At 61.1% G+C, this 12,560-nt stretch carries 13 protein-coding genes; 5 read left to right on the forward strand and 8 right to left on the reverse strand.

The features are described 5' to 3' along the window. Window positions 1-46: 46 nt before the first annotated feature. The 6 genes from ACYZT6_RS09700 to ACYZT6_RS09725 all read right to left on the reverse strand — a co-directional run bounded on the left by ACYZT6_RS09700 (window position 47) and on the right by ACYZT6_RS09725 (window position 6,161). Window positions 47-1,063, reverse strand: a complete 1,017-nt coding sequence (locus ACYZT6_RS09700; protein WP_462026686.1) for an arginine N-succinyltransferase — start codon at window positions 1,061-1,063, stop codon at window positions 47-49. 119 nt (window positions 1,064-1,182) lie between these two features. Continuing rightward, complete coding sequence (locus ACYZT6_RS09705) at window positions 1,183-2,532, reverse strand: APC family permease (RefSeq protein ID WP_462026687.1); 1,350 nt, start codon at window positions 2,530-2,532, stop codon at window positions 1,183-1,185. A 57-nt stretch (window positions 2,533-2,589) separates the two neighbouring features. Then, the gene (locus ACYZT6_RS09710; protein WP_462026688.1) at window positions 2,590-3,342 is read right to left on the reverse strand and encodes an N-formylglutamate amidohydrolase; all 753 of its coding nucleotides are present in this window, start codon (window positions 3,340-3,342) and stop codon (window positions 2,590-2,592) included. Continuing rightward, window positions 3,326-4,657, reverse strand: coding sequence for a glutamine synthetase family protein (locus ACYZT6_RS09715; protein ID WP_462026689.1), 1,332 nt, complete (start codon window positions 4,655-4,657; stop codon window positions 3,326-3,328). Before ACYZT6_RS09715 ends, ACYZT6_RS09710 begins: the two co-directional genes overlap by 17 nt. After that, window positions 4,654-5,298: a cysteine hydrolase family protein gene (locus ACYZT6_RS09720; protein ID WP_462026690.1), complete on the reverse strand. Its 645-nt coding sequence runs from the start codon at window positions 5,296-5,298 to the stop codon at window positions 4,654-4,656. Before ACYZT6_RS09720 ends, ACYZT6_RS09715 begins: the two co-directional genes overlap by 4 nt. An 8-nt stretch (window positions 5,299-5,306) precedes the next feature. Further along, window positions 5,307-6,161 (reverse strand): MurR/RpiR family transcriptional regulator, encoded by an 855-nt coding sequence (locus ACYZT6_RS09725; protein ID WP_462026691.1) that lies wholly within the window; start codon window positions 6,159-6,161, stop codon window positions 5,307-5,309. Window positions 6,162-6,502: 341 nt separating this feature from the next. On the opposite strand from ACYZT6_RS09725, the gene ACYZT6_RS09730 reads away from it, so the two are divergent. Both ACYZT6_RS09730 and cobF read left to right on the forward strand, forming a co-directional pair. Then, the gene (locus ACYZT6_RS09730; RefSeq protein ID WP_462026692.1) at window positions 6,503-7,063 is read left to right on the forward strand and encodes a histidine phosphatase family protein; all 561 of its coding nucleotides are present in this window, start codon (window positions 6,503-6,505) and stop codon (window positions 7,061-7,063) included. After that, window positions 7,063-7,818 (forward strand): precorrin-6A synthase (deacetylating), encoded by a 756-nt coding sequence (cobF, locus tag ACYZT6_RS09735; RefSeq protein WP_462026693.1) that lies wholly within the window; start codon window positions 7,063-7,065, stop codon window positions 7,816-7,818. The genes ACYZT6_RS09730 and cobF overlap by 1 nt, the downstream gene beginning before the upstream one ends. A gap of 108 nt (window positions 7,819-7,926) precedes the next feature. On the opposite strand, the gene ftrA is transcribed toward cobF, so the two are convergent. Continuing rightward, window positions 7,927-8,901, reverse strand: a complete 975-nt coding sequence (gene ftrA / locus ACYZT6_RS09740; RefSeq protein ID WP_462026694.1) for a transcriptional regulator FtrA — start codon at window positions 8,899-8,901, stop codon at window positions 7,927-7,929. 101 nt (window positions 8,902-9,002) lie between these two features. On the opposite strand from ftrA, the gene ACYZT6_RS09745 reads away from it, so the two are divergent. Beyond that, window positions 9,003-9,437, forward strand: coding sequence for a rhodanese-like domain-containing protein (locus tag ACYZT6_RS09745; RefSeq protein WP_462026695.1), 435 nt, complete (start codon window positions 9,003-9,005; stop codon window positions 9,435-9,437). Between the two features lie 112 nt (window positions 9,438-9,549). Here the strand turns inward: ACYZT6_RS09745 and ACYZT6_RS09750 are convergent, their stop codons facing one another. Beyond that, window positions 9,550-10,185, reverse strand: coding sequence for a type 1 glutamine amidotransferase (locus ACYZT6_RS09750; RefSeq protein WP_462026696.1), 636 nt, complete (start codon window positions 10,183-10,185; stop codon window positions 9,550-9,552). Window positions 10,186-10,431: 246 nt separating this feature from the next. On the opposite strand from ACYZT6_RS09750, the gene ACYZT6_RS09755 reads away from it, so the two are divergent. Together ACYZT6_RS09755 and ACYZT6_RS09760 are read left to right on the forward strand one after the other, a co-directional pair. Next, window positions 10,432-11,211 carry an ABC transporter substrate-binding protein gene (locus tag ACYZT6_RS09755; RefSeq protein WP_462026697.1) on the forward strand — a complete coding sequence of 260 codons (780 nt, stop codon included), beginning with the start codon at window positions 10,432-10,434 and terminating at the stop codon, window positions 11,209-11,211. 201 nt (window positions 11,212-11,412) lie between these two features. Next, a complete protein-coding gene (locus ACYZT6_RS09760) occupies window positions 11,413-12,525 on the forward strand; it encodes a succinylglutamate desuccinylase/aspartoacylase family protein (RefSeq protein WP_462026698.1) in 1,113 nt (370 codons plus the stop codon). Window positions 12,526-12,560 lie beyond the last annotated feature (35 nt).

The raw sequence follows: 12,560 nt of genomic DNA on the forward strand, positions 1-12,560 counted from the left end.
TCGCGCCCGTTCGGGCGTTGTCGTTGGGCACGGGGCCGGGTGATGCTCACAGGGCAATCAGCCGGATCGGGCTGCCATCAGTGACGTTCAGGGCGGCGCACATCTCGGCGCTCAGCCCCACCGGTTGCCCGGCCTGGACATTCAAATCGGCGACGATGGCGCGATAATCCTTGAGCGCATCGTTGCTCACCAGGTAACTGCCGCGCCCATCGATGGGCGAAGCCAGTTGCGCCGTGGCGGTCTGGCTTTGGGCGATGGAGAGGATGTTCGAAGTGCGCGCGTACAGCGTCGGGCCAGCGTCGAACAGGTCGATGTAGCTGTTGGTTTCAAATCCCTCGCGCTCAAGAATATCGAAGGCTTCCTGGCCATCAGGGTGGATCCGGCCGATGCAATCCTGTGCCGCCTGGGGCAGCATCGGCACGTAGATCGGGTAGTGCGGCATCAGTTCGGCGAGGAAGGTCCGGCTCTCCAGACCGCAGAGCCGCTCGGCCTCGGCGTAGGGCAGATCGAAGAAATGCTTGCCCAGCGCATCCCAGAACGGTGATTGCCCTTCATCGCTGCTGTAACCGACGATCTCGGTGATCACCGCTTCGGAAAAGCGCTGCAAATGGGCGGCAATGAACAACAGACGCGCCCGGGACAGCAACTCTGAAAACCGCGTGCGAACCAGCGCCGTGTCTATATGAAAGCCCCGCAGCAAGGTGTGGCCGCTGAGGTCCTGGCACAACGACAACGCAGGCACACCGTGCTCGATGTTCAGCTCCCGGGAGGCGCTGGTGAAGTGACGGTTGCGCAAGCTGTAGAACGGCTCGTTGAAACCGGCGGTGGCAAGGATCTCCGAGCACCCCACCAGACGCCGGTCCGCGAGATCCTCCAGCACGAAGAAATAGTTCTCCGGGCCATGAACCTCAACGTCGCTCTCGAACGAGGCGCAGGAGTCGAGAATCCTCAGCCGCAGGCGTTCCGTGTCGTCCGGCAAGGACGTGACACCGACCAGACTGTCGCGCGCCAGTTGCTGCAACTGGGGCAGGTCGGTTAACTCGACTGGGCGTAAGACCAGCATGGATGTACTCCTGTATCAAAGGGTTCGGCGATGTATCCCGAACCTGACTATCACTGTCGGTTTCCACGCATTAAATCGGCGGTCGCCTGATTTCTTGTCAGACGCCGCTCTTTTTCTTGTCAGCCGTTGCTCGGGTCGGGCAGCGCCGTGCTGGCGCCCAGCTTGTTGAGGAAAAACAGATACACCAGGCCCAAGGCAATCCAGATCAGGCCGAGTTTTTGTGCATCGACGCCCATGTTGTACATGATGGCCGCGACGATGATGAAGCCAATCACCGGGCAGATCAGGTGACGGATCACCTGGCCGGACTTCTGCCGACGCCAGTAATAATTGATGACGGTCAGGTGCAGCAACATGAAACCGCTCAACGCGCCGAAGTTCACCAGCGAGGTGAGGGTGTCTACCGAGTTAATGAACAGGTAGCAGATCACCAGCGACAGCACGGCCACCAGGTAGATGCTCAGGTAAGGGGTGTTGTGTTTCGGGTGAACCCTGGCCAGCACTTTCGGCAGTTTGCCGTCACGGGCCATGCCGAACAGCAGGCGCGAGACCGCCGCTTGCGAAGTGATGGCTACCGCTACACCCCAGGCCAGGGCCGTGGCCACGCCGGTCAGGGTTGCCAGCCAACTGCCGGCGGCGATTTCGGCGATTTCATAGAACGCAGTGTCGGCGGAGGTGAAGCCCATGCCGGCCGCCAGGTCAGTGGCAATCCAGGTCTGCACGACGAAGATCACGCCCATCACCAACAGCGTGATCAGCGCCGCCTTGCCGACGCTACGGCCCGGGTCGCCCTTGATTTCTTCGGCGAGGGTGGAGATCGCATCGAAGCCGAGGAAGGACAGCACCGCAATCGACACGGCTTGCATCAGCAGGGCGAAGTTGAAGGTGTCGGGGTTGTACAACGGCGCCAGGGTCAGCTGACCGTTGCCGCCGCCGCTGTGCAGCGCATTCCAGGCGTAGAACAGGAAGATCCCCAGCACCACCAATTGCGCCAGCAGAAACACAATGTTCATGCGTGCGGTGAACGTGATGCCGCGCAGGTTGACGAAGGTCGCGCTGACCAGGAACGCCAGGATGAAGCCGACTTTGGGGATGTCCGGGTAAAGGTGATTCAGCGCCATGGCTGCGTACACGTAGAGCAGCGGCGGAATCAGCAGGTAATCGAGCAGCATCAGCCAACCGGCGATAAACCCGACATGGGGGTTGAGGCCGCGTTGCGCGTAGGAATACACCGAGCCGGCAATCGGAAAGGCACGTGCCATGCTGCCGTAACTCAGGGCCGTGAACAGCATCGCGACCATGCCGATGATGTAGGCCAGCGGCACCATCCCCGGTGCTTCGGCGTTGACGTAACCGTACACACCGAACGGGGCGATGGGGATCATGAAGATCATCCCGTACACCACCAGGTCGGTCAGCGACAGGCTACGTTTCAACTCTTGTTTGTAGCCGAATTCTTCTATTTCCATGAAGCCCTACTCCTTGGGATGAAAGCAGCTGCAAGCTGCAAGTTTGACGCGATTTTCTTACAACAGTGGTGAAAGGAAACTTGTCCAGCGACTGACGTTTTCAGGGGTGCGCAGCAGATCGTTGCGCACCTCGATCAACACCGATTCGAGTCCCCGTGCATCGCCGTGGACCGGCACGGTCATGTCGCCCAGCGGGTTGATTTTGTACGGTTCATTGCCGGCGACCTTCAAGGGATGCAGGCTCAACCCGTCAATCAGGCGTTGCGCGTAGCCCCTGGCTTCGCCAAACAGCACGCCGACTTCGAGCGTGCGCGGCTGGCCGTGGAAAACCGGGGTGAAGCTGTGAATACCGACGACCCGAACCGGCCGCCCTTTTGCGATACGTTGGTCGATCAAGGTTTGCAGCCGGGCATGAAACGGTTTGAACAGGCACTCGCGGCGGTACTCGCGCGTGGCCTCGTCCAAACCCCGGTTACCCGGTATCTGATAAATCTCGCTCTGCGACGGGATGCTGTCCGGGGCATGGCGTGGGCGGTTGAGGTCAATCAACAGCCGTGAGTAATTGGCCGCCAGCAGCGTTGCACCCAGTGCCCGGGACAATTCCTCAGCCAGTGCCAGTGCGCCAATGTCCCAGGCGATGTGCTCGCGCGCCGCGTCGTGACTCAGGCCCAGGTCATTTAGCCCGGTCGGGATAAAACGACTGGCGTGTTCGCACACCAGAATCAACGGGTGCTCTGAGTCTTCGCGGCTCAGGGTGTACGCGGGCTCGGTAAAAAGACCGAGTTCAGCGGATTCAGTACAGGCGTGCATAGTGCTCACAGCGTTCGGCGGGCGACAGCTGTTCCGTCAGCGTCATTTCCTCGGTTTTAAGGGCAAAGTAGGTGTCCATCAACGCGCTCGGCAGGGCTTCGATCAGCGCCTCGCTGTTGCGCAGGCACTCGAGCGCCTGGGCAAGGGAAGCGGGCAGGGCGACGATGCCTCGGGCGTGGCGTTGTTCTTCATTCAGGGAATCGGGGACTTCATCGGTGATCGCGTTTAAGGCCAGGCGTTGCTCGATGCCCAGGCGACCGGCGATCAGCAGTGCGGCCATGGCCAGGTGCGGCGAGGCCGTGGCGTCCATGGCGCGAAATTCCAGGTTGTACTGCGCCGCCACGGATTTGCCGCCCAGGCTCACCGTTGGGCAGATCCGCAACGCCGCTTCGCGGTTGCGCTGGCCGAGGCAGGCGTAGGAGGCGCTCCAGTGATGCGGCTGCAATCGCTCGTAGGACACCGGTGTCGGCGCGGTAAACGCGCAGAGTGCCGGCAAGTAATGCAGGATACCGGCGGCCCAGTGCTGGCCGAGGGTCGACAGGCCATTGAGGGTGCCGGCGTCGTACAACAGCGGCTGACCGTCCAGGTCCAGCAGGCTGACATGCAGATGGACGCCGTTGCACACGGCATGCTCGGAGGTCTTGGGCGCAAAGCTCACGTCCAGGCCCATCTGCCGGGCAATTTCGCGGGTGATCTCGCGCACGTTCACCGCGCGGTCCGCCGCCGCCACACCAAGGGCGGGGCGGCAGGTGATCTCGTATTGATGCTTGCCGTATTCAGGCAGGAACATTTCCGGTTCGACGCCACCGGCGCGCAGGGCGCTGAGCAGCCAGCCACCGAACTCGGCGCCCTGGCGCTGGGCCTCAAGGGAGAACGCCAGCTGATCGGCCGCGTCGCTGCTCAGGTTGAATTCATGCTCGAACGCGGCGTTGACCTGCACGCCCAGTTCGGCGCGATAACGCTCCACTTCATTGCGCAACAACGTTCGCGGACAGGCCCCCCAAGGACGGCCATCGGTTTCGTTGATGTCGCCGTGGATGAAATCCAGCACCGGGGCCGTGGCATCCGGGCCATTGCTGACCGTCACCCGGCTGCTCAGGTCGGGAATCAGGCGCAAGTCGCCATAAGCGCCCCACGGGTTGGTGGAGGCGATGATGTCTTGCGGGGTCAGGGCGCTGTTGGCCGGCACCCAGCCGCAACCCGCCGCCCGATAGTGTTCAAGTTCGTCCGTCGGGAACGAGCGACCACGCGTCACGCCGATCAAGTCGGTGGTGACGATGGTGGTCATGGGCAGCGGCGACAGGCGTTCGCTCATGGCTGCATCTCCTGCAACCGGCCGAGCACGGTCTGGGTATCGGTGATCCAGCAGTAACCCTTGATCGCGTTCATGCAGGCTTGATGACGCTGTGGCGTGTAGGTCGCACAGGCATCCTCCACCAGCGTCACCAGGTAGCCACGGTCCGCGGCGTCACGCACGGCCATGTCCACGCACTGGTCGGTGACGATGCCGGCGATGATCAGGTGCCGCGTTTCAAGGTTGCGCAGCACGTAGTCAATGTTGGTGGAGTTGAACACTCCGGAGGAGGTCTTGGGCAGGACCATTTCGTTTTCTGTCGGTGTCAGGTCGTCGATGATTCGCGCCTGCGTACTGCCCTTGGGCAAGTGCATGTCCGAGAGTTTGTGGTCCAGCGAGCGGTCGCGGCCATCGGCGGTCAGGCTTTCGATGATCGTGTGCAGCACGTTTTGCCGCGCGCTGCGAAAGGCACTGAGCAGCCGACGTTGATTGGGCACCACCTGCATGTGGGTGCGGGTCAGGAAGTATTCGCCGTCCGGTCCGTTGAGGTGCGGGTCGAACTGTGGTTCGAGCCAGGCACGCTGCATGTCCACCAGCAACAGCGCGGTGTGATCGGCTGTGAACGGCAAGTCCCGGGGCGAGTGGTGGGGGAGCGTGAACATGAACATCCTTATTTATCCTCCAGCAGGTGGGTGTCGAAGTCGGTCCGCAGGGCATCGATGCCTTCCAGGCGATCGGCCAGCTCCGGACTGCGCAGGGTCAGGCAGGCAATCAGCGCCTCGACCTGGGCCAACGCCGGGACCATGCTGTCGAAGGCCGACACGGATTCCACCGGCGCACTGATAATCAGGTCGGCCATTTCCCGCAGCGGTGAAGCATAGATGTCAGTGAACAACACCACGCGGGCATATCGGCTTTTCGCCGCATTGGCCACGCGCAGGGCTTGTGATTGGTAGCGGCGATAGTCGAACACCAGCACCACGTCCTGGCGCTGCACGTCGAACAGCCGGTCCGGCAGTTGCGCGTTGTCTTCCAGGGCAAAACAGCCCGGGCGCAGCAGGCGCAAATGGTTGAGCAAATAGTTGGCGAGGAAACTGCTGAAGCGCCCGCCGAAGCAGTGAACCTGATGACGGGTGTCGAGCAGCCATTCCACCAGAATCCGCACATCTTCGGGTTGGGTCAGCGCGTGGGTATCCACCAGCGCCCGATGGGTGTCCGCCAGGTAATGGCTCCATGCGTCGCCTTTCTGAAGATGGGAACGAAGCTGCAACAGGGCGCTGGGGGACCGGAGGCGGTGGTCCATGTCACTGAGCAGGGCATCCTGGAAATCGGCGTAACCGCTGAAACCCAGTTTTTTGACCAGTCGCACGATGGTGGGGTCGCTGACACCGGCATGTTCGGCCAAACGTGACATCGGCCCCAGCCCGTTACGCGGGTACTGGTCCAGCAAGGCACGAATGACTTTGCGTTCCGCCGGCGTAAGGTCCAGGCCGGGATCGGTGATCAGGTCTCTAAGAGAGGGCATCCGGGCTCCTGCTGGATGGGTATGTCGGTTTTGTTTCATAAATTGCTAAAACAGTATTTATGTAGCGCATGCTACATGTCTAGTGAATTTTTCCATGGATTTTTCAGCGTCAAAAATGAGGCGAAAAGCCCGTGCGCTGGGGGCTACACGGAAGTCGACCGACCTTGTAGTCCATCGCCCCCGCGGGTGTCGGAGATTGCCGAATTTCAATGGTTAATTGAGCCCGCCCCCCGTCGTTGCTGATTCAAACGAAACGCCCTGGATCAAGCGTCTTGCGGCACAATTGCGTGATTATTTGCGGCATCGTGCCGTTTCCCATTTCATCGACAGGGTGACAATCCGTGCAGGCAACCCGTTTGACCCTGATGTGCCACGCTCGAACCGTCGCACAAAAATTGGCGAGTTTTCCTACAAACGAGCCGTTGGAATTTTATCGGCAATCGGCGAAGGGTTCGCGTAGCCGCCAGTTCGAGGAGGCGCCACGGGTGCTCTGTGGTCCGGAGTTGCGCACGCAGCAGACGGCCGAGTTGTTTGGCAATGATGTTGAAATCGTCTCGGCGCTGAGGGATTGCGACTTCGGACGGTGGAACGGGGTGCGGATCGATGACCTGCAAAAGTCCGAACCCGAGGCGCTGCAAGCCTGGCTTGACGACCCGACCTCGGCGCCCCATGGCGGTGAGTCGGTCGCGCAACTGGGTGAGCGCGTGGCGCAGTGGCTCAAATCCCTTGAGACAACACCGGGGCATGTCCTTGCCATCACCCATCCGTTAGTCATTCGCGCCGCGCTGACGCAGGTGTTGCAGGCTGCGGCGTTCAACCTGATCGACGTCGAACCGTTGTCGGCCATCGAGTTGCGCTTCACCGGCCGCTGGCGCCTGCGTTTGCTTGAAGGAGTCATTTGATGAAAAAGCTTCTGGTCATCGGCATCGGCGCCGGCAACCCTGACTACATCACGATGCAGGCCGTAAAGGCGCTGAACCTCGTCGACGTGTTTTTCCTGATGGACAAGGGCCAGAGCAAAGACAAGCTGATCGACCTGCGCCGTGAGATCTGCGAACGCTACATCACCAATCATGGCTACCGCTTCGTCGAAGCCCACAGCCCGGAGCGCGAACGCGGGGATGTGGACTACAAGACCAGTGTCGAAGATCTGAATCTCGCCAAGCAGCAAACCTTCGAGCGGCTGATCAATGAGGAAATCTCCGACGATCAGTGCGGCGGATTTCTGGTGTGGGGCGATCCGGCGTTGTACGACAGCACCCTGCGGATTTTACAGGCGATCCTGGCCTCGGGCCGTTGTGCGTTCGAGTATGAGGTGATCCCCGGCATCACCAGCGTTCAGGCGTTGGCGGCGCAGCACAAGGTGCCGCTGAATCGCATCGGCCGCTCGATTGAAATCACCACCGGCCGACGCCTGGCGGCGGGGCAGGTGAGCGAGGCCGACAGCCTGGTGGTGATGCTCGATGCCGAGGATTCCTACCATCAGGTGGCGGATCAGGAGACGGAGATTTTCTGGGGGGCCTATTTGGGGACCCCGGATGAGATTTTGATCAGCGGCAAGCTCAAGGACGTGGCGGATGAGATTGAGCGGGTGCGCAAGGCGGCGCGGGTGGCGAATGGGTGGGTTATGGATACCTACCTGTTGCGTAAGCCTTGAGGTAGATGGTGTCTGGGCTGACGCCTTCGCGGGCAAGCCTCGCTCCTACAAGGATCACGCATAACCTGTGGAGCGAGGCTTGCCCGCGAAGGCGCCCTCGAATACACCTCAAATTATTGCTTTTACCCCACGCCCAAACCGCTCCCGATACACCGACGGCGGCACGCCCACCACCCCACGAAACGCCACGCGAAAACTCTCCACCGAGCGATAACCACACTGGTCGGCAATCTGATCGGTGTTCTGATTCGTGCTCTCCAGCAACTCCCGCGCCCGCGCCAGCCGCTCATGCTGCAACCATGCCTTGGGCGGCATGCCAGTGGCTTCGCTGAACCGGCGCAGAAAGGTCCGTTCACTCATCGCCGCCTTACTCGCCAGCTCGCGAACCTCCAGCGGTTCATGCAAGCGCTCACGCGCCCACTGCATGACGCGGGACAAATCGCTGCGCGGCGTAGGACTGACGGGCGTAGGAATAAACTGCGCCTGCCCGCCGGTGCGTTGGGGCGACATCACCAGGCGCCGCGCCACCGAGTTGGCGACTTGGGTGCCAAAATCCCGCGCCACCAGGTGCAGGCACGCGTCGATACCTGCCGCGCTGCCAGCCGAGGTGATCAACTGACCGGAATCGACGTAGAGCACGTCCGGGTCCACCAGAATGTTCGGAAAACGTTCGGCCAACTCAGCGGCGTAGCGCCAATGCGTGGTAGCGCCGTGACCGTCCAGCAGGCCGGTCGCCGCGAGCACAAACACGCCGGAGCAGATCGACAGTAACCGCGCACCCCGCGCATGGGCCTGGCGCAGGGCGGCGAGCAAGTGTTCCGGCACCGGCGCGGTGCGGTCGCGCCAGCCGGGAATGATGATGGTTCGGGCGTCTTCAAGCAGTTCCATGCCGCCATCGGCCAGGACCTGAATGCCGCCCATGGCGCGCATCGGGCCCTGATCCACTGCCACGATACGGTGCTCATACCAAGGGAAGTCGAACTCCGGCCGCGCCAGACCAAAGATCTCCACGGCGATGCCGAATTCGAAGGTACAGAGGCCGTCGTAAGCCAGAATCGCGACCAATCCAGGGTTGGGCTGCATATGGCGGAAAGTTCCCGGTGAGTGTCTTGTCCGCCACTGTAGCCGCAAGCGTCGGGCGGATAAAGTCTTCTCACACCACTCAAGACTTTGGAGTACAGCCCATGACCAGCCAGGTCCGTGCCATTCCCGCAGCACCTTCGGCCATTGCCCTGATGCACTTCAGCAACCGTCTGACCTTTGAAACCGACTGTTCCGACGTGTACAGCAGTCAACAGGCCGGCGAGGTGGATTTTGTCCTGGTGGACGTGCGCGGACCGTTAGCGTTCGAACGCGGGCATGTACCGGGTGCGATCAACATTCCGGGGCGCCTGCTCACCGCCGAGGGCCTGGCGGACTACCCGACATCCACCTTGTTCGTGGTCTATTGCGCCGGGCCGCACTGTAACGGTGTGCACAAGGCAGCGGTGAAACTGGCGGCGCTGGGGTATCCGGTCAAGGAGATGATCGGCGGCGTGACCGGGTGGCTGGATGAAGGGTTGGAATTGAGTGTTGCGGTGCAACGGCCTGCCAGCACCGTGATCGGTTGCGAATGTTGAGGTAGTGGAAAAGCTCGCAGCCTCGTTTCACTCGACAGCTGCTACAGGGGATTGCGTAGACCTGTAGCAGCTGTCGAGTGAAACGAGGCTGCGAGCTTTTGATCTTGCTTTTTTAATCCGCCACTGCCCACCACCCATCCAGCGTCACCTGCAACCACTCAAACACGGCTGCATGGGTGGCGCTGTCCTGTTGCCCGCGGGGCAGCGGTGAATCCTCGGCGAAGTGTTCATTGAGCATCGCCACCGACGCGGCATTCCACTCCGGATGAAACTGCAACCCCACCCGCGTCGACCCCACGCGATACATCTGCTGTTCACATTGTTCGCTGCTGGCCAGCAATTGCGCATTGGGCGGCAAGTCGAACGCATCTTCGTGCCACTCCAGCACCCTCAGCGTCTGGCCATCGACGAACCTAACGTTAGTCCAGCCGGTTTCAGTCCGATCCATCCGCCGCACCTTCCCGCCCAGACTCAGGGCCAGGAGCTGCGCCCCCAGACAAATCGCAAACACCGCCGCGCCCTGGTCCAGGCTGGCCGCCAGCCACTGCCGTTCCGCTTCCAGCCACGCCGGCCCGGCACTGGATTCATAAGGCCCACCCAGCACAATTACAGGCGCCGCACTCACCGGCGGTAACTGGCCGAGGTCGGCGCGAAAGACGTTCAGCGTCATCCCTCGAGACGCGGCCCAATCGGCTATGGCGCCAGGACCTTCGGCGGGGTGGTGCTGGATCAGATTCAAAGTCGGCATCGGTACTCTCTTGTAGTTTTTGCGTGTAGGTTTTGTCTGAAAAAAGGGCGTGTCCTACAGTCCTTGCACCGCCTTGGCGCACGCTTCAAGGGCTTTGAATTAGCGGGCCACTTTTCTATAAGTATTTGTCGCTTAAACACAATTTGCTCGCTGAAAGCCGCTCTAGACTGCCGGCCACTTCGATCGTCACCGACCGAAAGTCATTCGAAAGCTGCCAATAAAAGTCTCCGCACACAGGAGTTATAAATGAAGAAGCTAGTGATGTTTGGTGCCCTGGCACTGTCGATGTTGTCCCTGACCGCTGTGGCCGATGAGGCCAAGCCGATCCGCATCGGTATCGAAGCCGGTTACCCGCCATTCTCGATGAAAACCCCTGACGGCAAACTCACCGGTTTCGACGTCGATATCGGCGACGCACTGTGCGAGCAGATGAAAGTGAAGTGCACCTGGGTCGAGCAAGAGTTCGATGGCCTGATCCCGGCACTGAAAGTGAAGAAAATCGACGCGATCCTGTCGTCCATGACCATCACTGACGATCGCAAAAAGAACGTCGATTTCACCATCAAGTACTACCACACCCCGGCGCGCTTCGTGATGAAGGCCGGCACCGACATCAAAGACCCGCTGACCGAACTCAAAGGCAAGAAAGTCGGTGTGCTGCGCGCCAGTACCCACGACCGCTTCGCCACTGAAGTGCTGGTGCCGGCCGGTATCAACCTGATTCGCTACGGCTCCCAGCAGGAAGCCAACCTGGACATGGTCTCTGGCCGCGTTGATGCGCTGCTGGCCGACTCGGTCAACCTGGACGACGGTTTCCTGAAAACCGACGCCGGTAAAGGTTTCGCTTTCGTCGGCCCGACTTACGAAGACGCCAAGTACTTCGGCGGCGGCGCCGGTATTGCGGTGCGCAAGGGCGATACCGAACTGGCAGACAAATTCAACACCGCCATCACCGAAATCCGCGCCAACGGTAAGTACAAGCAAGTGCAAGACAAGTACTTCGACTTTGACGTTTACGGCCAGTAATCACGCCGTGCAAAAAGTGGCAACCGTTGACGCGGTTGCCACTTTTTTTATGCGCTCTCTCTGTTGAAATGAGATCCCTTGTAGGAGTGAGCCTGCTCGCGATGGCGATTTTTCAGTGAAAAATTTGCTGTCTGACACACCGCTATCGCGAGCAGGCTCACTCCCACAGGGTATTTCAGTGCCCCTTATATTGGAGTCTCCATGCAACGCATCGACCATTCACTGCCCTGGAGCCACCTGGGCACCGAACGCACCCTCAGCGTGTTTCGTTATGGCGCCGGCACCCGCAAGGTCTACATCCAGGCCAGCCTGCACGCCGACGAGTTGCCCGGCATGCGCACGGCGTGGGAGCTGAAGAAGCGCTTGGCGGAACTCGAGACCCAGGGCCAGTTGCAGGGCGTGATCGAACTGGTGCCGGTGGCCAATCCAATCGGCCTCGACCAGCATCTGCAAGGCAGCCACATGGGCCGCTTCGAGCTGGGCAGCGGCAAGAACTTCAACCGTTCCTTCGTCGAACTCAGCGCCCCGGTGGCCGAGTTGATTGGCGACCGGTTGGGTAACGATGCGCAGGCCAATATCGCGCTGATTCGCCAAACCATGGGCAGGGTCCTCGACGACTTGCCGGCGCCGGCCTCGCAGCTGGAAGCCATGCATCGCTTGCTGTTGCGCCACGCTTGCGAGGCCGACATCACCCTGGATCTGCACTGCGATTTCGACGCGGCGATTCATCTGTATGCCTTGCCACAACACTGGCCGCAGTGGCAGTCCCTGGCGGCACGCCTGAAGGCCGGGGTGGCATTGCTCTGTGAAGATTCCGGCGGCAGTTCTTTTGATGAGTCCTGTTCATCGCCGTGGTTGCGCCTGGCGCGGGGCTTTCCCGAGGCGGCGATTCCGCCGGCCAACCTGGCGACCACGCTGGAGCTGGGCGGCATGGGCGACACCCGGGTCGATCAGGCCCAGGCCAATTGCGAAGCGATTCTCGGGTTCCTCGCCGAGCAGGGTTTCATCAGCGGCACCTGGCCTGCAGCCCCGAGCGGGTGCTGCGAAGGCATGCCGTTCGAGGGCACCGAATACCTGTTCGCGCCGCATCACGGGGTGGTTAGTTTCCTGCGTGATTCGGGTGAGTGGGTGGAGAAGGGTGATGCGCTGTTTGAGGTGGTTGATCCGCTGAGCGACCGCGTAACCACCGTGCGCGCCGGGACCAGCGGCGTGTTGTTTGCGATTGATCGCGGGCGGTATACGCAGCCAGGAACGTGGCAGGCAAAGGTGGCGGGGCGTGAGCCGATTCGGGTGGGGAAACTGGTAAACGACTGAGGATTGTCGCTGTTCTTTCGGGCCTCATCGCGGGC

It is taken from the genome of Pseudomonas sp. RT6P73 (genome assembly GCF_054897715.1).